Annotated in this window: 21 protein-coding genes; 7 read left to right on the top strand and 14 right to left on the bottom strand. The window is 71.9% G+C overall.

The window, feature by feature from the left end; all coding sequences use genetic code 11:
* Positions 1-58: 58 nt before the first annotated feature.
* Positions 59-835: an ABC transporter permease gene (locus ACFYPA_RS33925; RefSeq protein ID WP_359319449.1), complete on the bottom strand. Its 777-nt coding sequence runs from the start codon at positions 833-835 to the stop codon at positions 59-61.
* Positions 828-1790: an ATP-binding cassette domain-containing protein gene (locus tag ACFYPA_RS33920; RefSeq protein WP_389136266.1), complete on the bottom strand. Its 963-nt coding sequence runs from the start codon at positions 1788-1790 to the stop codon at positions 828-830. The genes ACFYPA_RS33925 and ACFYPA_RS33920 overlap by 8 nt, the downstream gene beginning before the upstream one ends.
* Before the next feature lie 85 nt (positions 1791-1875).
* Here ACFYPA_RS33920 and ACFYPA_RS33915 point away from each other — a divergent pair, with 85 nt between their 5' ends.
* Both ACFYPA_RS33915 and ACFYPA_RS33910 read left to right on the top strand, forming a co-directional pair.
* On the top strand, positions 1876-2643 hold the full coding sequence (locus ACFYPA_RS33915; protein WP_359085492.1) for a TetR/AcrR family transcriptional regulator C-terminal domain-containing protein: 768 nt from the start codon (positions 1876-1878) through the stop codon (positions 2641-2643).
* 80 nt (positions 2644-2723) lie between these two features.
* Positions 2724-3413 (top strand): TetR family transcriptional regulator, encoded by a 690-nt coding sequence (locus ACFYPA_RS33910; protein ID WP_389136263.1) that lies wholly within the window; start codon positions 2724-2726, stop codon positions 3411-3413.
* A gap of 20 nt (positions 3414-3433) precedes the next feature.
* On the opposite strand, the gene ACFYPA_RS33905 is transcribed toward ACFYPA_RS33910, so the two are convergent.
* The 5 genes from ACFYPA_RS33905 to ACFYPA_RS33885 form a co-directional block, all read right to left on the bottom strand.
* On the bottom strand, positions 3434-3952 hold the full coding sequence (locus tag ACFYPA_RS33905; RefSeq protein WP_389136261.1) for a DUF2199 domain-containing protein: 519 nt from the start codon (positions 3950-3952) through the stop codon (positions 3434-3436).
* Positions 3953-4016: 64 nt separating this feature from the next.
* Entirely contained in the window at positions 4017-4553 is a 537-nt protein-coding gene (locus tag ACFYPA_RS33900; RefSeq protein WP_389136258.1) for a pyridoxamine 5'-phosphate oxidase family protein, read from the bottom strand.
* 38 nt (positions 4554-4591) lie between these two features.
* Positions 4592-6058 (bottom strand): DHA2 family efflux MFS transporter permease subunit, encoded by a 1467-nt coding sequence (locus ACFYPA_RS33895; RefSeq protein ID WP_389136256.1) that lies wholly within the window; start codon positions 6056-6058, stop codon positions 4592-4594.
* Positions 6059-6209: 151 nt separating this feature from the next.
* Positions 6210-6698: a MarR family winged helix-turn-helix transcriptional regulator gene (locus ACFYPA_RS33890; protein ID WP_389136253.1), complete on the bottom strand. Its 489-nt coding sequence runs from the start codon at positions 6696-6698 to the stop codon at positions 6210-6212.
* Positions 6699-6771: 73 nt separating this feature from the next.
* Positions 6772-7416: a sigma-70 family RNA polymerase sigma factor gene (locus ACFYPA_RS33885; protein WP_389136251.1), complete on the bottom strand. Its 645-nt coding sequence runs from the start codon at positions 7414-7416 to the stop codon at positions 6772-6774.
* A gap of 76 nt (positions 7417-7492) precedes the next feature.
* On the opposite strand from ACFYPA_RS33885, the gene ACFYPA_RS33880 reads away from it, so the two are divergent.
* On the top strand, positions 7493-8320 hold the full coding sequence (locus ACFYPA_RS33880; protein ID WP_389136248.1) for an alpha/beta fold hydrolase: 828 nt from the start codon (positions 7493-7495) through the stop codon (positions 8318-8320).
* Between the two features lie 39 nt (positions 8321-8359).
* On the opposite strand, the gene ACFYPA_RS33875 is transcribed toward ACFYPA_RS33880, so the two are convergent.
* Positions 8360-8530, bottom strand: a complete 171-nt coding sequence (locus tag ACFYPA_RS33875; RefSeq protein WP_389136246.1) for a hypothetical protein — start codon at positions 8528-8530, stop codon at positions 8360-8362.
* On the opposite strand from ACFYPA_RS33875, the gene ACFYPA_RS33870 reads away from it, so the two are divergent.
* Entirely contained in the window at positions 8531-8878 is a 348-nt protein-coding gene (locus ACFYPA_RS33870; RefSeq protein ID WP_389136245.1) for an amidase family protein, read from the top strand.
* 17 nt (positions 8879-8895) lie between these two features.
* Here ACFYPA_RS33870 and ACFYPA_RS33865 read toward each other — a convergent pair whose 3' ends face one another.
* The gene (locus ACFYPA_RS33865) at positions 8896-9714 is read right to left on the bottom strand and encodes a phosphotransferase family protein (RefSeq protein ID WP_389136242.1); all 819 of its coding nucleotides are present in this window, start codon (positions 9712-9714) and stop codon (positions 8896-8898) included.
* Between the two features lie 80 nt (positions 9715-9794).
* Positions 9795-10826, bottom strand: a complete 1032-nt coding sequence (locus tag ACFYPA_RS33860; protein ID WP_389136241.1) for a saccharopine dehydrogenase NADP-binding domain-containing protein — start codon at positions 10824-10826, stop codon at positions 9795-9797.
* Between the two features lie 96 nt (positions 10827-10922).
* Here ACFYPA_RS33860 and ACFYPA_RS33855 point away from each other — a divergent pair, with 96 nt between their 5' ends.
* Entirely contained in the window at positions 10923-11870 is a 948-nt protein-coding gene (locus ACFYPA_RS33855) for a helix-turn-helix domain-containing protein (protein ID WP_359085501.1), read from the top strand.
* Positions 11871-11965: 95 nt separating this feature from the next.
* On the opposite strand, the gene ACFYPA_RS33850 is transcribed toward ACFYPA_RS33855, so the two are convergent.
* Complete coding sequence (locus ACFYPA_RS33850; protein WP_359085502.1) at positions 11966-12625, bottom strand: TetR/AcrR family transcriptional regulator; 660 nt, start codon at positions 12623-12625, stop codon at positions 11966-11968.
* Positions 12626-12800: 175 nt separating this feature from the next.
* Here ACFYPA_RS33850 and ACFYPA_RS33845 point away from each other — a divergent pair, with 175 nt between their 5' ends.
* Positions 12801-13976, top strand: coding sequence for a serine hydrolase domain-containing protein (locus ACFYPA_RS33845; RefSeq protein ID WP_389136237.1), 1176 nt, complete (start codon positions 12801-12803; stop codon positions 13974-13976).
* 728 nt (positions 13977-14704) lie between these two features.
* On the opposite strand, the gene ACFYPA_RS33840 is transcribed toward ACFYPA_RS33845, so the two are convergent.
* Entirely contained in the window at positions 14705-15439 is a 735-nt protein-coding gene (locus ACFYPA_RS33840; protein ID WP_359319472.1) for an alpha/beta hydrolase, read from the bottom strand.
* Positions 15440-15732: 293 nt separating this feature from the next.
* Complete coding sequence (locus ACFYPA_RS33835) at positions 15733-16398, bottom strand: TetR/AcrR family transcriptional regulator (RefSeq protein ID WP_389136234.1); 666 nt, start codon at positions 16396-16398, stop codon at positions 15733-15735.
* 109 nt (positions 16399-16507) lie between these two features.
* Between ACFYPA_RS33835 and ACFYPA_RS33830 the strand changes: the two genes are divergently transcribed.
* Complete coding sequence (locus ACFYPA_RS33830) at positions 16508-17455, top strand: SDR family NAD(P)-dependent oxidoreductase (protein WP_389136231.1); 948 nt, start codon at positions 16508-16510, stop codon at positions 17453-17455.
* Positions 17456-17774: 319 nt separating this feature from the next.
* Here ACFYPA_RS33830 and ACFYPA_RS33825 read toward each other — a convergent pair whose 3' ends face one another.
* Positions 17775-18854 carry a MerR family transcriptional regulator gene (locus tag ACFYPA_RS33825; protein WP_389136229.1) on the bottom strand — a complete coding sequence of 360 codons (1080 nt, stop codon included), beginning with the start codon at positions 18852-18854 and terminating at the stop codon, positions 17775-17777.
* Between the last annotated feature and the right edge of the window lie 399 nt (positions 18855-19253).

The raw sequence follows: 19253 nt of genomic DNA, 5'->3' as shown, positions 1-19253 counted from the left end.
CTCCAGGGCAGTGCGCGGGCGGGTGAGCGTGCGTCGGTCGGCGGCGGGCAGGGCGGCTTCACCGCGTCCGGACGCTGAACAGCACCCCTGACAGTGCGATCGCGATCAGCAGCAGGCCCGTGGCCCAGGTGAGCGCGATCCAGGGGGCGTCGCCGGCCGGCTGGTTCAGGAGGAGGGCGCGCAGGGACTCGATGGCCGGGGTGATCGGCTGGTGATCGGCGAAGCCGTGGAGCCAGGCGGGCATGGAGTCGACCGGGACGAATGCGCTGCTCGGGTAGGGCAGGAACGACATCAGGAAGGTGAATCCGCCCGCCGCCTCCGGGGACTTGGCGAGCAGGCCGATCGCCGCGGACAGCCAGGACAGCGCGACGACGTACGCGAGCAGGACGGCGAGGGCGGTGAGCCATCCGAGGGGGGTGGCGGTGGGGCGGAAGCCGATCAGGAGCGCGACGCCGAGGACCACCGTGGTGGAGACCAGGTTGCGGGCCGTGCTCGCGGCGACATGGCCGGCGAGGACGGTCGCGCCGCCGATGTCCAGGGTGCGGAAGCGGTCGATGATGCCGTTCTTCATGTCCTCGCTGACGGCCACCGCCGTACTCGCGGAGCCGAAACCCGCGCACAGGAGCAGGACACCGGGGACGACGTAGGTGACGTACGAGGAGTGCGGGACGCCGGTGTCGATCGCGCCGCCGAAGAAGTAGACGAAGATCAGCATCAGCAGGACGGGCAGCATCAGCGAGGTGATGAGCGCGTCGGTGTTGCGGCGGCTGATGCGCAGTGAGCGGCCGGCCATCGTGCCGGCGCGGGCGAGTGTGCCGGGGAGGGTTTCAGACATGGGCGGTCCGGACCCCCTTCGCCGCGGTCAGGGCCATGAAGACGTCGTCGAGCGTGGCGCCGCGCAGGGTGAACCGCTCCACCGCCGTCCCGGCCGGGTCGATCTCGTCGAGCAGTGCCCGCACGTGCGCCGCCGAGCCGTCCGTCGGCAGGCCGAGGGTGAGGGCCGCGGGGGCGTGGTGCACGGCCCGGTGGGTGAGCCGGAGGTAGCTCGCGCGGTCGGCCAGGACCACGTCGAGGCGGTGTCCCGCCACGCGTGACTTGAGCGCCTCCGGCGTGCCCTCGGCGACCTTGCGGCCGTGGTCCAGTACGGCGATGCGGTCGGCCAGGCGGTCGGCCTCCTCCAGGTACTGGGTGGTGAGCAGGACCGTGGCGCCGTCGGCGGCGAGTTCGCGGACCACCTGCCAGAGTTCCTGACGGCTGCGCGGATCGAGGCCGGTCGTCGGCTCGTCCAGGAAGAACACCTCCGGCTGCGGACTGCCGACGAGACCGGCGGCCAGGTCGAGCCTGCGCCGCATGCCGCCGGAGTAGGTGCGGGCGGGGCGCCGGGCCGCGTCGGCGAGGCCGAAGCGTTCGAGGAGTTCGGCGGTGCGGCGGTGGGCGTCCGCGCGGGAACGGCCGGTCAGCCTGGCCATCATGCGCAGGTTCTCCTCGCCGGTCTGGGCCTCGTCCACGGCGGCGTGCGGTCCGGTGAGGCTGATCGCGCGGCGCACTCGGCTCCGGTCGGCGACCACGTCGTGCCCGGCTATCCGGGCCGTGCCGCTGTCGGCCGTGGTGAGCGTGGCGAGGATGCGTACGACGGTCGTCTTGCCCGCGCCGTTGGGGCCGAGGAGGGCGAGGACGGTGGCGCCGTCGGCCCGCAGGTCGAGGCCGTCCAGGACGGGTGGTCCGGATCTGCCGTACGACTTGGTGAGGCCGTGGGCCTCGATCATGGCGGGTGGCGCGTGTGGCGGCATGACACTCCCCTTCTGCGTATGTAGTACGCGGAACTGTGTAAGGCTTACGCATAACTAGGATGGCGTCAAGGGAAGGTGGGTTCAGGTGACGCGAGGGAACGGTTCGCCGGGCGGTACGGGCCTGCCGGCCAGCATCGAGGCCGCCTGGGGGCTGCGGGCACGGCCGGTCAAAGGACCCCGCCCCGGTCTGACCCTGGAACGCATCGTGGACGCCGCGGTGGCGGTGGCGGCGTCCGACGGGCTCGGCGGAGTGTCCATGGGGCGGGTCGCCAAGGACCTCGGAGTCTCCACGATGTCGCTCTACCGGTACGTGGCGGCCAAGGACGAGCTCTACGTCCTCATGCAGGAGGCGGCCATGGGGCCGCCGCCCCCGCTGCCCGCCCCGGCGGAGGCGGCCGGCTGGCGGGAGGCGCTCGCGCAGTGGGCGCGCGCCCAGCGCCGGGTCTTCCACGCCAACCTGTGGATGCTCCGCATCCCCATCGCGGGACCGCCCGCGAGTCCGAACTCGGTCGCCTGGTGGGAACAGGGTCTCCAGGCCCTCGCCGGTACCGGTCTGGACGCGGGGGAGAAGATCTCCGTCATCCTTCTGGTCACTGGTTTCGTACGGAACGAGGCGCTGTTGACGGGTGATCTCGGCGCCGCGGTCGAGGCCCGCGGTGTCTCGGCCGAGGAGGTCATGGAGGGGTACGCCCGCACCCTGGACCGGCTCGTCGACCCCGTACGACACCCCGCGCTCTCGCGGCTGATGGCGATCGAGGGGATGTGGACGCCGGGCGAGCCCGACCACGAGTTCACGTTCGGTCTCGAACGGGTGCTGGACGGGATCGACGTACTGATCAGGTCCCGCGCGTAGAGGCGCGGAACGTCGTCCTCCGGAAGGGTCCGGGCGGCGTCGGACGTCAAGTCCGCTTGAGGTCGAAGGCGTTACGCTTCATGGTCATGAGCGCAGAGAAGCCCGGCCCCCGGACGGCAGCCGACGCGGCGGACGCGACAGGGCCGGCCTCCCCCCGTGCGCGGATGAGCCTGCGTGAGCGGAAGAAGCAGCTGACGTACGAGGCGGTCTCCGACGCCGCGATCGCACTGTTCCTGGAGCGCGGCTTCGACAAGGTCTCGGTGGCGGAGATCGCGGCCGCCGCGGACATCTCCAAGCCGACGCTGTTCCGCTACTTCCCCGCCAAGGAGGACCTGGCCCTCCACCGGTTCGCCGATCACGTGGACGAGTCCGCGCGGGTGGTCGCCGGCCGCGCGGAGGGCGAGTCGCCGCTGGACGCGCTGCGGCGGCACTATCTGGACGGTCTGGAGCGGCGTGACCCGGTCACGGGCCTCTGTGACGTACCGCAGGTGCTGGCGTTCCACCGGCTGCTCTACGGGACGCCGTCCCTGGTGGCCCGGCTCTACGCGTACCAGAGCCGCTCCGAGGCCGCTCTCGCCCGCGCCCTGGGCGACAGCGTGACGGACCGGCTGGCCGCCGGCCAGATCGTCGCGGTCCTGCGCATCCTGTCCCTGGAGAACTGGCAGCGGATCAGTGAGGGCCGGAGCGCGGACCAGGTGTACGGGGACGCGGTCGAGGCCGCCGAGCAGGGCTTCGCGCAACTGCGGTCGGGGCTGGGGGACGGGCGCTAGGGCCCGACCCGGCCCGGACGTCAGCGGCCCTCCTCGGCGTGCTGCACCGCCTCGGCTATCTCGCGGACCCGGTCGAGCGTGATGCCGGTGCGCTGCTCCACGGCCAGTGGGTGATCGGTGGGCTCCAGTTCGATGAGCGGGCGCCGGCCGATCGGGCGGGTGTGCGCGTTCGTCTTGAGGTTGGTCGTACGCGGGGAGTAGAGCCCCAACTCGGTGGTGAGCCAGCCGAAGTAGGGCTTCTCCGACTCCCGGCCCGGGGTCTCCCACACATCGAGCGCCCGCCCGAAGTTCTCCCGGCTCAAGGACACCCAGACGCCCCAGGAGAACGGTTCCGGACTGCCGACGACCGGTATCTCGATCAGGCCCTTGATGAAGTAGTGCTCGTGCCTGACGATGCACTGGTCCGTCGAGAGCATGCTGTCGGGGTCGCTCTCCAGGCTCGCGTCCCAGACGTCGGGCGCCATGGTCGAGTACCCCATCGGGAGTTCCGTGTGGTGTTCGCCGCAGCGGGAGCAGGTGTAGCCGGGGTCGGTAGCCATGGGCGGGATCCTAGAGCCTCCGCTTGTCGCGCACATGGCCCCGGTGGGCGGCCGCCGCCTGCGGTCACTCCGTGGCGGGGATGTCCAGCGCCGTTCCGTACAGCCGGGAGACCCGGATCCGGATCACCACGCGCCGGTCCGCCACCACCTGGGCCAGGAAGGCCGCCTCCTCGGCCGGGTCCTCGAAACCCGGGGTCAGGGACAGGAGTTCGCGGCTGACCGCGTCACCGGGTGCGGCGGCCGGGGCGGACACCTCGGCCTCGCCCTCGGCGACCGCGAACGAGAACTCGTCCGGACCGCGGACGTGCAGCGCCGCGTGCGGATCGGTGCGCAACTGGCGCGGCTTGAGGCGGTCGGCGGTGCTGGACACTCGCACCACGCGTTCCTCGGCGTCCCAGGAGTACAGGACCGTCGTCAGGTGGGGATGCCCGGTGCGCCGCACGCTCGCGAGGACTCCGAACTGCTGCTCCCCGAGGAGCCGGGACAGTTCCGGCTCGGTGAGCACGCGCGGGGCGGGGCCGGCGCCGGGGCCGGTGTCGGTGTCGGTGTGGGAGTCGGACCGGGGCTCGTTCTCGGCGGGGGTGGAGGGGTGCGTGGTCATGGGTTCGTCCTTCGGCTGCTGGATGAGGTGGGGTGTGGTCAGGCGGAGGGGGTGGCCGGGGTCGCGCGGTCCGGCCGCCTGAGCACCGCGAGTGCGACCAGGAACGCGGCGGCGAGCAGTCCGGCTCCCACGGCGAAGGCCAGGTGGTAGCCGCCGGTCAGCGCCTCGGCCCGGCTGCCGCCCGCGGCGAGCAGCGTGTCCGTACGGGAGGCGGCCAGCGTGGACAGGACGGCGACGCCCATCGCCATGCCGATCTGCTGGGTGGTGTTGAAGAGGCCGGAGGTGAGCCCGGCGTCCTCCTCGCCGGCCCCCGACATGCCGAGCGTGGTCAACGCCGGGAGGGCGAGGCCGAATCCGGCGGCCAGGAACATCACCGGGAGCAGATCGGTGGCGTAGTGCGCGTGGACGGGGAGCCGGGTGAGGAGCCCGAGCACCCCCATCAGCAGCACCAGCCCCAGCAGCAGGACGTTACGGTCGCCGAACCGTGCGCTCAGCCGGGCCGAGACCCCGAGCGACACCGCGCCGATGACCGCGGCCGCCGGCAGCATGGCGAGCCCGGTGGCGGTGGCCCCGTACCCGAGGACCCGCCGCAGGTACAGCGCGACCAGGATCTGGAACGAGAACAGCGCGGCCACCATGAGGACCTGGACCAGATTGGCGCCGGCGACACTGCGCGACCGGAGGATCCGCAGCGGCAGGAGCGGGGCGGCGGCCGTGGCCTGCCGGACGACGAACGCGGCGAGCAGGGCCAGGGCGAGGGCCCCCAGGCCGAGCGTGTGCGCCGAGAGCCATCCGTACGACTCGACCTCGACGACGGAGTAGATGCCCAGCATCACGCCCCCGGTGACCAGGAGCGCGCCGATGGCGTCCGCCCCTGCCGCGTTCCCGGAACCGCGGTCGGCGGGCAGGACGCGCACCGCGACGAGGAGCACCGCTAGGCCGATCGGCAGGTTGATGAAGAAGATCCAGTGCCAGCCGAGCGCATCGGTGAGGACCCCGCCGAGCACCTGGCCGATCGAGGCCCCCGCCGCGCCGGTAAAGCTGAACACGGCGATGGCCCGGGACCGTTCGCGGCTCTCGGTGAAGAGCGTGACGAGGATGCCGAGGCCGACCGCCGCGGCCATGGCACTGCCGACGCCCTGGAGGAAGCGGGCGGTGATGAGGAGGGCGGGGGAGCCGGCCGTCCCCGCCAGTACCGAGGCGGCGGTGAAGACCGCCGTGCCGGCCAGGAACATCCGTCGGCGGCCGAGGAGGTCACCGAGCCGGCCGCAGAGCAGCAGCAGACCACCGAACGCGATCAGGTAGGCGTTGACGACCCAGCTGAGACCGGCGGGTGTGAATCCGAGGTCGTTCTGGATGGTGGGCAGCGCCACCGTCACGATCGAGCCGTCGAGCACGGTCATCAGCAGACCGGTGGCGATCACGCCGAGGGCGAGGCGGCGTGAGCGGGAGGAGGGGGACGCGGGGGCGGGAACGGTGGGCGCGGTGGGCGCGGTGGCAGACATCGGGCTCTCCTGTCGCTGGGTTCGACAAGAGAGAAAGTAGCAGATGGTTTTGTTGCGGACTATTTATTTCGGTTCTATTTTCCGTGGATCCCGCGTCGATCCCCCCGGACCCCGCGTGGTTCCCGCGACCGGGAAGCGGAACCTGCGGAAACTACTTCTGGCTCTGACGTGCCCGGCGGACCGCTCCCGGGTTCTCGGCCGGAGTCGCCAGGTGGTCGCCGGCCAGCTGGTTCAGGGCGCGCAGGAGGGCCTCCCGGTCCGTGCGGGCGAGGCTGCTCAGCGCCTCCTCGTGCACCCGGTCGACGATCTTCTGGCTCTGTGCGGCGAGTGCGGCGCCCTCCTCGGTGACGGCGATGATCCGGGCGCGCCGGTCCCGGCTGGAGGGCCGGCGCTCGGCGAGCCCCGCGCTCTCCAGGGCGTCGACCGTGACCACCATCGTGGTCTTGTCCATGTCGCCGATCTCGGCGAGCTGGGCCTGGGTGCGCTCCTCCTCCAGGGCGTGGACCAGGACGCAGTGCATGCGTGCGGTGAGCCCGATCTCGGCGAGGGCCGCAGACATCTGGGTCCGCAGCACGTGGCTGGTGTGGTCCAGGAGGTATGAGAGGTCCGGTGCGATGCGGGTGGGCGCCATGGCGGTCATGCCTGCCAGCGTAACAATCGGTTCTGTGGCGGATCGTCCGCAAGCGGACTTCTCTCCCCGCCGCGGCCTCCGTCTAGCTTGAACGCCCCTGACCCGTGATCCGGAGGTGTCCGTCGGCGCTGTCCCTCAGCCGGTCGCGCTGGATCCGGTGGGCGAGGGCGCGTCGCACGGAGGCCGTCCCGGCCGGCGCGGCATCCGTCCGGGACGGTACGTCGAGCGCGCGGCCGATCTCGTCGTACGCGCCCCGGTGCCCGCCGGGCAGTTCCGCGGCGTGCAGCCTCAGGTCCTCCTCGACGAGTCGGCGCAGTTCGTCGACGTTCTCGGGAGTGAAGCGCTTCCTGCCCCGGGCGAGCGCGCCGACGTACCGGCTGCAGCGGGCGGTGTCGGGGTATGTCTCCGAGAGGTCCTCGGCGAGGCCCCACAGGCGCCCTTCGAGCCACGGGGTGTCGCGCTGATCGAGGGAGACGTCCATCGGGGGCGCGGGGTCGGCGTCCCGGTACTTCGTCACCTGCTTGGACACGGCGGGCTGGCTCATGTCGGTGAGCCGGGCGATGCGGTCCTGGGTCCAGCCGAAGCCGATGAAGACCTTGATCATCTCGGCGCGGAGCTTCCGCATCTCCTCGCCGGCCCGGATGACGTCGTTCATCCCGGCGAGCATCCGCTCGGCCTGCTCCTCGGTCAGCGTCGCGCTCTGGGGGGTGTTCTCTCCGGCTGCCACACCCCAGTTATATACCGGACGGCCTCTCACTCATAACCAGGTTGTATAACCTGGTTATGAGTGACAGTATCGCCGCATGCCCACCTTCAGCGCACCCGACGGAACCCGGCTCGCCTATCGCACGTACGGAGAAGGCGACCCGGTCCTCTGCGTCCCCGGGGGCCCCGCAGACTCCCGCTACCTGGGCGAGCTCGGCGGCCTGTCCGCCCACCGCCGCCTGATCGTCCCGGACCTGCGCGGCACCGGGCGCTCAGCCGTTCCCGAGGACACCGCCACGTACCGCTGCGACCGCCTGGTCGACGACATCGAGGCGCTACGGCGCCACCTCGGCCTTCCTCGTACGGACCTGCTCGGCCACTCCGCGGGGGCGAACATCGCGGTCCGGTACGCGGCCCGCCACCCGTCGCATGTCGGCCGGCTCGCCCTGATCACGCCAAGCGCCCGGGCCGTCGGCATCGACATCACCGGCGAGGAGCGCCGCGACCTCGCCCGGCTGAGGAGCGGCGAGCCGTGGTTCCCGGCGGCGTTCGCGGCACTGGAGGCGATCACCCGGGGGACAGGCACGGACTGGGCGGCCGTGGATCCGTTCTTCTACGGCCGGTGGGACGAGGCGGCCCGGAACCACCACGCGGCGAGCCGGCCGGAGAACCCGGAGGCCATCACCCACTTCGGGGCCGAGGGCGCCTTCGACCCGCCGGCCACCCGCGCGGCGCTGGCCGCATTCGAGGCGCCCGTCCTGCTGCTGGCCGGGCAGTTCGACCTGAACAGCCCGCCCCGCTCGGCGGCCGCCTTCGCCGAGCTGTTCCCCCATGCGACGCTCGTCGTGCAGGAGGGGGCGGGACACTACCCGTGGGTCGACGACGCCGCTCGGTTCGCGTGGAGTGTGGCGGCGTTCCTGGGATGAGGGGCTGGGGGTTCCGGGGAGCGATCGGCCGGCAACCGGTCAGTCCTCCGGATCCCGTTGCTCTGCCGGCGGCTTGGCCGCGAGCCCTGCCAGCATGCGGGTGAAGGCGCGGGCGGCACGCTCGTCGAGCTCCTCCAGGGGTGTTCCGGTGTCGCGGGCGTACGTATCGCGGAAGATGACGTACCCCATCTGCGCCGCGGCCGTCATCACGTGGGCGGGCTCGACCGCTGGGTGGCCGAACTGTTCGAGCGGTACGGCCTGTTGCTCCTGCCGACCGTGCCGACCACTGCGTGGCCGGCGGAGGGCCCGGACATCGCCGTGATGGCACGCGAGCGCACCGTTCCGATCCCGTACACCTCGGTCTTCAACGACGGCCACCCGGCCATCACCGTCCCGGCCGGCCTCGCCCCGGACGGGCTCCCGTGTGCGGTACAGCTGGTCGCGCCGCCCCGCCGCGACGAGCCGGCCCTGGCGGCAGCCCTGGTGGTGGAGAGCGCCCACGGCCCTCTGCGCCCGCCGGCCTTCGCGTCCGCCCAGGTCGCGGCGAGCGCGGGATGAACGTGTCTGCTGCGGCCTCACAGGAGCAGGCGGGACAGTCGGGCGGCCTGCCGTTCCGCCGTCCCGGGCGGGTTGCGCGGGTGGTCGGGGTCGTCGAAGGAGAGCAGGAACAGCCACACGAGCGCCAGCAGCCGGCGCGCTTCCAGCAGCAGGGGCCGCTCGGAGGCGTCCAGGTCGAACCGGTCCAGGAAGGCCTCCGCGTCGAGGGGCTCGTCGACCCAGGCGGCCACGTGCTCGGTGATCTCCGCCAGCTCGAAGGGGCGGTCGCTGCGGCCGGACTCCTCGAAGTCGACGATCCGTACGCGGGAGCCGTCCCAGAGGTAGTTGGCGAGGTTTCCGTCCCCCGGCCCGAAGACCGGGCGGACATCCGGCGGCCCGGCCTCCCCGATCGTCGCGCCCGCCAGCCACTCCAGCCCCTCATCCATGGCCCGGCCCACCTCGGGCCCCACCCGCGGGCGGGCTCGCGGCGCCCAGTCCCGGACCCGGCCGACCAGGTAGGACCGATGCCCCGGCCGTACGGGCACCTCGGCCAGTACGTGCGCGGGCACCGCCGCGTACACCTCGCTCACCGCCGACGCCAGGGCATCGAGCTGCCGGACCCCGAGCCGCCGGCCACGCAGCGGGCCGCCCGGCAGCCGGGACATCACCACGGTCGGCTCGTCCGCCGCGAGGTCCGCCCGGCGGGGCGCGGGGGCGAGCCCGGGCGCGTGGACGTCCAGCAGGGTGAGCGCCCGCCACTCGCGCTCGCCCTGCGCGCGGGAGCCGGGCCGGAACCTCTTCGTCACCGTCTCGGACCCGATGTCGAGGGTGTGCGTGCTCCAGGAGGCGGCCGTCATGGGGGGAGATCCTGCCAGGCGGGCCTCCTGGCGTGGGGTGCGGCCCGTGGTCGCGGGCGCCGGGGCGCAGGGGGCGGCGGTCAGGCCGGAAGGTCGACCGTCACGTACGGGGCCAGCGCCCGCAGGAAGTCCGCCGCGTCGAACATCGCACCGGCCGAAGCCACCCCCGTGGTCCGCGTGCGGCCGGTCAGGATGCGGGCGACGGCCTCCACCGCCAGGGGCGCGGTGACCGCGTAGATGTCCTGGCCGCGGGCGGTGGCGCGGCGCTCGGTGCCACCCGCGCGGACCAGGACGTCGACGACGAACGTCTGGTCCGAGCGCCCCAGCGCGTCGACCGCCTCCGGAGCCGGAGTGTCCTCGCCGGCCAGGTCGCCCGCGGCCTCGACGGACATGTGGGTGCGGACGGTCGGCACCTTCACGTGGCTGGGGACGGTCACGACATCGGCCATGGTGAACTCCTCGATCACCGCGCGCCGTCCCAGCGGTTCGGGGAAGAGCCACTCGCCCTGCGCCACCTCGTCCTCGTGGTACCGGAGCGCCCCGTCCGCGAACCGTACCCGGCGGCCCGCCCGGCGGTCGTGGGACACCTGCCCCGCCTCCCGCGTGCCCGCCGTCGGACGCCAACTGCTCAGCCCGTACGCGACATCCACCGAGTCCGCGGCCGTGGCTCCGCCCATCGCCGCGGTGACGAGCAGGTCGCCCAGCCCGCCGTAGAAGGCCATCGCGGGGACCACATGGGTGCCCGCCGCGAGGGCCGCCTCCGTGTGGTCGGCGAACATCGCGGCGTTCGCCTCGATCTCGGCCGCGACGTCGACGTACGCGATCCCCGCCCGCAGGGCCGCCTCGACGACCGGACCGCCGGTCACGGCGAACGGCCCGGCGCAGTTGATGACCGCTGCCGCGCCGATGAGGGCCCGGTCCAGCGCGTCCGCGTCGTCCACGCCGGCCGGCCTCACCTCCACATCGCCCCACTCGGCCGCCAGTGCCTCCAGCCGGGCCGCGTTCCGGCCGGAGACGACCGGGGTGAACCCGCGCCGCCGCAGCTCGGCGACGATGAACCGACCGGTGTGCCCGGTCGCCCCGTAGACCACTACCGCAGCCGCTGTACTCATGGTTCCCCGCTCTCGATGTGGTGAGGGCTCCAGTCTCGGCGCGGGCGGTGCCCGACCGTGAGGGTCCGGACCGACACCATGCGTACACTTTCGGACATGCCAACTGTCGCGCTGCTGGCCGCCGGTGACCTGCTGCACTTCGAACTCGGGGTGGCGTACGAGATCTTCGGCAACCCGCCCCGTGAGGCGACGGACGGTTGGTACGACGTCCGGCTCTGCGGCCCAGGACCGGTGCGGGTCGGCCCCTTCCACGTCGAGCCCGAGCACGGGCTGGACGGGGTGGCGGCCGCCGACACCGTGATCGTGCCGGCGTGCGCCGACATCGACGTACCACCCCCGGCGGAGCTGGTCGAGGCCGTGCGCGCGGCGCACGAGGCGGGCGCACGGGTCGCTTCGCTGTGCACCGGGGCGTTCGTCCTCGGTGCCGCGGGCCTGCTGGACGGCCGGCGGGCCACCACCCACTGGGCGCACGCCGCCGAGCTGAGCGCCCGCCATCCGCTGGCCGAGGTCGACCCGGACGTCCTGTACACCGACAACGGCAGCGTGCTGACGTCCGCGGGCAAGGCCGCCGCCGTGGACCTCTGCCTGCACCTGATCCACCTCGACCACGGCGCGGCCGTCGCGAACTCCGTCGCCCGCCGCCTCGTCATGCAGCCGCACCGGCCGGGCGGCCAGGCCCAGTTCGCGTCCACCCCGGTACGGGCGTCGGGCGACCACGCGCTCGCCCAGCTGCTCGCCTGGGTCCAGCAGCGGCTGGACCAGCCGCTGTCCGTGACCGACATGGCGCGCAGGGCGAACACGAGCCCGCGGCACCTCGGCCGACAGTTCCGGTCGGTGATCGGGCAGACGCCGATCCAGTGGCTCCTGATCCAGCGCGTACGCCGCGCCCAGGAGTTGCTGGAGGCCACCGACAACAGCATCGAGGCGGTCGCGATCGCCACCGGCATGGGGACGGCGACGACGCTCCGGCGTCAGTTCAAGAAGATCGTGGGCGTCCCGCCGGACACCTACCGACGGGCGTTCCGCAGCACGCGGCCGGCCTGAGGACCGGGGCGGGCGGCGGTTGTAGGGGCTGGGAGGACTTCGACCATGGCCGACGACGCTCCCGCTCGTCCGGACGCCACCTCTGCTCCGGCTTCCTAGCCCGCCCGGATCGCGCCCTCGATCTGGTCGAGTTGCGCACCGAGGAGCTCCTCGAAGACGGCGCGGCGGTCCGCGCCGAGGGGGCGGACGTCGCGGGCGAAGTGGGCCAGGGCCGGGAAGCGTTCGGGGTCGGCGCCGAGTACCGCCACGCGGAACAGCTCCATGCCCTGCTCGTGCTCCTCCGGGGCGACCGTGGTGGCCCCGGCCTCGGAGGCGATCAACGCGGCGATGAGGACCGCGAGGCGGTGGTAGCGCACGGGGATCTGCTCCTCGGGCAGCCCTGACGAGCGCAGCGCCTGCAGCACCTCCTCCATGACCATGCGGGAGCCGGTGCCGCTCGACGCGTAGCGGCCCCAGACCGCGGCGAGCTGAGGCTGCCGGCCGAAGGCCTCACGCAGGCGCAGGGCCAGGGCGGTGATGCGCTGCTTCCAGTCGCCGTCCGGGCGGTGGCCGTCCATCGCGGCCAGGAGGATCCGGTCGGCGACCGCGCGCAGCAGTTCCGTCTTGCTGCGGAAGTGCCGGTAGAGGCTGGAGGAATCGGTTCCGAGGGTCGCGGCCAGTTTGCGCACGCTGAACGAGTCCGCGTCGCTCGTACTCAGCAGTTCTGCCGCCGCGTCCAGGATCTCGTCGGTCGACCAACGCCTTCTGCCTGCCATTTCGCCCCTCTCGCCGGACTCCAGCCTAACGTATGCACTTGGTGTTGCACGCACCGCGTGCATAATGGGGACATGGAGTGTCGGGTGGCCCGGCACGCCCCTCGTGCCCTGTTGTCCCGGGGTCGGGCGACCCGACGCGGAGGCCGGCCCCGGGGAATGCGAAAGGACGCATGTCATGAAGGACGCACTGGACTGCGGCGCTCTGGACGCCGCCATCGACCACGTTCACCGCGCCGGGATGCCGGGGCTGTTCGCCGAGGTGCGGGACGGCGACCAGGTCTGGCGCGGCGCCGCCGGGGTGGCGGATGTCGCCACGGGCCGCCCCGTCGTCGCCGGCATGCGGCACCGCGTCGGCAGCATCACCAAGACGTTCACCGCCGCCGCGGTCCTGCAGCAGGTCGAGCGGGGCCGGATCGGTCTCGACACACCGATCGGCCGGTATCTGCCGAAGCTGGTTCCGGGGGAGCGCGGTGAAGCGATCACGGTCCGGATGCTGCTCAACCACACCAGCGGCCTCGCCGAGTACCTCCCGTACGCCTACCCGTCCCTCAAGGCGTTCCCCGTCCTCGCGGAGACCGGGCCGGAGTGTCTGGACGACCACCGGTTCACGCGGTTCGACCCCCTCGACCTGATCGGGAGGGGAGTCACCGCCCCTCCCGCCGGCACCCCGGGCGGCACCCCGGGCCTCTACTCCAACACCAACTACCTGCTCCTCGGCCGGCTCCTGGAGCAGGTGACCGGCAGCACGGCCGAGCGCTGCGTCACCCGCGACGTCATCGAGCGCGCCGGGCTCCGGGACACCGAACTCCCCACCGGACCGCACATCGACGGCCCGCACTCGCAGCTCTACGAGTCGTGGTTCGGCATGATCGACCCGCCGCGCGACTACAGCGTCTTCGACATGTCATGGGTGGGCCCGTCGGCCTCGCTGATATCGACCGTCGCGGACCTCAACCGCTTCTACGCCGCGCTGCTGGCCGGGAAGATCGTCGCCCCGTCGTCGCTGGCGCAGATGCGGCGCACCGTCCCGGTCGTCTCCCAGGAGGGAAGGGTGATCGAGTACGGCCTCGGTCTGCACCCGATGGATGCCCCGACTGATGCCCCGGTGGATGGCCCGGTGGATGGGACGGATGACCCGGCGGAAGGCCCCGGCCGGGGCACCTTCTGGGGCCATGGCGGCACGGTCTGGGGCGGCGGAGCGCTGGCCATGACCCGGGCGGACGGCAGGCGTCAGATGGCCGTCGCGGTCAACATGCAGAGGGGGAACAGGCTCGATTCCGCCGGCCGGCCGCAGCCGCACCCCGTCGACGAGGCGCTGGTGGCGTTCTACCGGGTGGCGATGTACGGATGACCACCAACCACCAGGCGCGTACACCGGAGAAGCGTGGCGCTCACTCGCAGTTGGTGTAACCGGCGTCTTCGCACTGACCGCGTCGCCAATCGTCCAGAGTCGACTGCTCACTGCCGGGCGTGAACGATCTGTGCCCCTCCGGGACCGTCGCGGACGGTGCCGGGGCGGACGGTGGCGGAGCGGACGGCGTGCGGGACGGCGTCCGACGAGGGGTGACCGATGCCGGGGCACCCGTCGGCGGCGACGCGACCGACCTGGTCGGCGTCGCGTCCCGCGTGGCCTTCGGCGTCGCCCCGGTCGACCTCTTGCCGGAAGCGGACGGTGTGGACGGTCTCTGTTTCGGCGGAACCGACGTGGTGGTGCCGCCCGGTGCGCGCTGCGGCGTCTGCCGCTCGCCGCCCGCGCCGCAGGCGGCGCCCCCGAGGGTGAGGGCGGCGACCAGGACGGAGACGGCAACGACGTTTCGCATGACCCGGCCCTCTCGCCCGCGGACGCCCGACGGCGTTCCCAGCGTCACACAGGAGGCCGGGCGACGCGCGGCCGCGGGCCGCGCACGTGATCGCGCGCCGCTCCGATCGCGGCCGTACCGCCGATGGCTGGGACGGCCGCGATCGGAGCGGCTGTGCGTCTGCCGGTCGCCGCCGTGGAGGAGGGCCGGGGCGCGCCCTCGACGGGCGGCACGCCGGCCGGCATCAGCTACCGTCTGCTGCCGTCCGGACGGCCGGGCCTCACTTCAGATGCCGGGCGAAGAACCGGTCCGCGGCGTCCCCCGCGAACTGCGGGACGCCGGTGTGCCCGCCCATGTTGGCGTGCAGGGTCTTCTCCTGGGAGCCGAAGGCGTCGAACAGGTCCAGGGCCGCCTGCCGGTCGTTCCCCTCGTCGTCCCACTGCAACAGGACGTGCAGGGGAACGGTGACCTGGCGGGCCTCCTCGAACATGACGCGCGGCACGAGACTCCCGGCGAACAGAACGGCGGCCGAGACGCGCGGGTCGACTGTCGCCAGCCTGATGCCGATGGAGATCAGTCCCCCCGAGTACCCGACCGGGCCGCCGATCCCGGGCACCGAAAGGAGGGCGTCCAGGGCCGCCTGCCATTCCGGGACCGCCTTGTCGACCAGCGGGAGGACGAGGGCGTCGACGATCTCGTCGCTGACCGGCTCTCCCGCCTGCATCACCCGGCGCAGGTCGGCGCGGGCCTGGTCGACGGCGGGCAAACGGGGCCGGTCGCCGCTTCCGGGGAGCTCGATGGTGGCCGTGGCGAAACCCTCCGCCGCAGCGTTACGGGCCCGCCCCACCAGGCGCGGGTACATCTTGCCCAGCCCGAGGGGAGGGTGGCCGAGCAGGATCAGCGGCGTCGGCGCGGACGCGGCTTCGGGCGTCCACAGGATGCCGGGGATCTCGCCGAGGGTGAACTCGCGCTCGAGGACACCGTCGTCGAGGCGTTGTTCGGAAGTGAAGTGCATGGTGGTGCCTTTCGGGAGTGCGCAGAGGGCGGCGCTCCCAGGACGACCTATCGCCCGACCATGACCCCAGAGGGGAGCACCCATGTCGATACTTCGTTCACGGGTACCACCTCCTCGTTCTTTCGCACGGCCGCCAGGAGGCTAACAGCGGTTCGACGCGGTCCGCCAACGGGTTTTCGCGAAGGCCGGGCAGGTGCCGCATGACATGGACCGATTCCCCGGCGCGACGTCCCCGCCGCGCTGGGCCGGGCGCGAGCCGTGCGGAGGTTTCGGCCTGTCCGGTGCGACGTGGGTCAGCGGCGGGGCAGCACGCCCAGGAGGGTCGCGGTCACGGCCTGCTTCAGGTAGTCCTTCAGCTCCAGGTGGAAGCGGGCCAGCTCGGGCTCGGCCCGGTAAGCAGCCTGAAGGCTGGGCGGAGGTGTGCTGTACGCCGACAACGCGCCGGCCAGCACCAGGGTTTGCAGGCAGAACAGCGTTGCGCTCTCGCCCAGCTCCGGCAGGTACTTCTGGATCAGGGCGGTCATGGTGGTCAGGCGGTCCAGGGAGGCGCGTTTGTAACGTGCCACGACCTCGACGGTGACGTTGTGTTCCAGGACGCTGCCCTGCGCGCCGAAGAGGTCGCACAGCACCGGCCGGCCGGAGAGCGAGCGGCTGAGGACGTCGGCCGTCGCTGTCGCTCGCTCGGCCATGGGCAGGTCTTCGTCGACGCGGGCGGCCAACTCGCCGGCCAGTTCCGTCAGCCACTCCTGCAGGAAGTGGTCCAGCAGCTCCAGCAGCACCGCCTCGCGGGACTCGAAGTAGCGCAGCACGTTCGGCTTCGCCAGGCCCACGCGGCGGCTGAGCTCGTTCAGGGTGACCGCCGCCACGGGCATCTCGTCGAGCATCGCCGACGCGGTGTCGAGGATCGCCCGGCGGCGGATCTCCCTCTGCTCTTCGGTTCGCGCCCGCTGGAAAGTCACGAGCGCCAGCCTAACTTAGGTACCTCCGGTACGTTGACAACGTACCGTGAGTACTTTAGCGTCGTGAGCACAAGATACCTTCGGTACGTTAGTTGATCGGGAGCCTGGCATGAATGAGAAGTGGACGACGGCGAACATTCCGGACCAGCGCGGCCGGGTGGCCGTGGTGACCGGGGCCAACACCGGACTGGGGTACGAGACCGCCAAGGCGCTCGCCGAGCGCGGGGCGTCCGTGGTGCTCGCCGTGCGCGACGTCGAGAAGGGCGAGCAGGCCGCGGCCCGCATGACCGGCGATGTGACCGTGCAGGCGCTGGACCTGACCTCGCTCGAATCCGTCCGGACCGCGGCGGCGGCGCTGCGGTCCCGGCTCGACCGGATCGACCTGCTGATCAACAACGCCGGCGTGATGTACACCCCGAAGCGGACCACCCGGGACGGCTTCGAGACGCAGTTCGGCACCAACCACCTCGGTCACTTCGCGCTCACCGGGCTGCTGCTGGACCTGATGCTGCCGGTGCCCGGCTCGCGCGTGGTGACGGTCAGCAGTACCGGCCACCGCATCCGGGCCGCGATCCACTTCGACGACCTCCAGTGGGAGCGGTCGTACGGCCGGGTCGCCGCCTACGGCCAGTCCAAGCTGGCCAACCTGATGTTCACGTACGAGCTGCAGCGCCGGCTCGCCGCGCACGGCACCACCGTCGCGGTGGCCGCGCACCCCGGTATGTCCAGCACCGAGCTGGCCCGCAATGCGCCGGCTGCCCTCCGGCTCCCGCTCACCTGGCTCGCGCCGCTGATCACCCAGACGCCGGCGATGGGCGCGCTGCCGACCCTGCGCGCCGCCGCCGACCCCGCCGTGCGCGGCGGCCAGTACTACGGTCCCGGCGGACGCAACGAGATCAAGGGCCACCCCCGACTGGTCACCTCCAGCCCGAAGTCGCACGAGGAGGCCGTCCAGCAGCGGCTGTGGACCGTCTCCGAAGACCTCACCGGGGTGCGGTTCCCCGTCGCGCGGCCCCGGCAGGACCCGTTCCCCTCCGGGTCGGCCCTCGCGATGTAGCCCGCGCCGCCTGTGGGGGCAGGGCGGCATTGTCCTGTCCCAGATAACTGTGGGCATGGCGAGGTTCTGACCTGCGGTGCCTACGGTTGAGTGGGACAGCTCGGCGGTCGGTGTCCCGCTCAACCGTAGGCAGCGTGATGGTTTCACCCGCGGAGCCAAGCCAGCAGGCGTCGTGGAGTCGGTCGCCATGTGCTGGCTGGCATGGATCGGCGGACCGATTTGGCCTCCCTGACTTGTTGGGCGAGTCGGTATTCGTCCGCCTCGCGGATGAGTTCGTGAGAGCGGACCTGGTGCAACTCGAAGTGCATGCCGCTCGCTCCTACTGCTGGAGCTCCATGACGTCGGCGACCACGCAGCTGACGTTGTCGGGGCCGCCGGAGCCATTGGCGAGGGCGACGAGTTCGCGGACCGCCTGCTCGGGCTCGCTGATGTCGGAGAGCACCCGGCGGATTTCTTCGGTCGGCACGACGGTCGACAGGCCGTCGGAGCAGAGCAGGTAGCGGTCTTCCCGCTGTGCGTCGTGCAGACGCATGTCGGGGGTGCCATCGGCTCCTTGGCCCAGGGCTCGAATCAACAGTGACCGCTGGGGGTGGGAGACGGCCTCCTCCGGGCTGATGCGTCCTTCGTCAACCATCGACTGCACCATGGTGTGATCTTGAGTGATCTGGAACAGCTCTCCGTCGCGCAGGAGGTAGACGCGGGAGTCGCCGATGTGGACGAGGGCCAGCTGTGAGCCGGTCCAAAGCATCGCGGTGAGTGTGGTGCCGGCCTCTTCGGAGGAAGGGCCGGCTCCGGAGACGCTGTGCACGGCCTGCTTGGCCTGGTCGATCGCGTCTTCGAGGACGTTGAGGAGATTGCCCGCCGGGATGCTGTCGGTTTCGAGGCGCTTGAGCGCGTCGACAGCCGCAGCGCTGGCGGGGGCTCCTCCGCTGCCGAAGCCGTCGGCGACGGCGAGCAGGCGGGACCCTGCGTAGGCGGTGTCCTGGTTGCTCTCGCGGACAAGGCCGGTGTCGGAAAGTGCGGCGTAACGGATGCCCAGGGGCTTGGCGATCGGGGACATGGCAGGGTCCTTCCATGAGAGGTGGTCGATGAGGAAGGTGGCCAAATCCCGCCGTGCGGCGGTATCGGCTTCGACCTGGGCCCAGAACGCGCGGATCTCTTCGGCTGCCGGACCTGCATCCAGCGTGCAGACCTGCTGGATGCGGGCGAGCGGCATTCCGAGCCGTCGGAGCCAGGCAACCAGCCTGGCCTGATCCAGTTGCTCCGGTGCGTAGAGGCGGTAGCCGGTCACCGGGTCGACGCGAGCGGGAGTCAGCAGGCCGAGTTCGTCGTAAAGACGCAGTGCTTTCGGCGACAGCCGGGACGCCTTCGCGAACGCCCCGATGGTCAGCAACCCCATGCTCGTTCCTCCTCATGCCAGGCACGTCGCCTGGCCCCACTGATGCTGTGGGCTCCCCCAAGGTGAAGGTCAACCATGGGCTCCGTTTGGCCCGTCTGAATGGTCTCCCACTCGGTCGGAGGCTGCGTGACCAACCGAGGACGCTGGTCCGCCGTTGGGCTCACTGGGTGGGCCCAAGAGGGCTTCGATCTGTGTTGCTGTGGCTGTGATGGTCGTGCTGAGCCATGTGCGGCTAGTGCCTCGGAGGGGCGTCTGCAGCGGGAAACGGCGGTGGAATTCGGCGAGGGCGTGTGTGGCGGCGAGGAGGTCGCCGCTGAGGATGGACCGTCTCCAGTGGGCTGATGCGAACAGGCTTATCAGGGTGATGTGTTCGGGGTATCCAGTTGCGATCCGCCAGGG

It is taken from the genome of Streptomyces sp. NPDC005775, assembly GCF_042871565.1.
In the GTDB taxonomy this organism is placed as follows: Bacteria; Actinomycetota; Actinomycetes; order Streptomycetales; family Streptomycetaceae; genus Streptomyces.
Note: the sequence above shows the minus strand (reverse complement) of the source record. Positions and strands in the feature narration are given on the sequence as shown.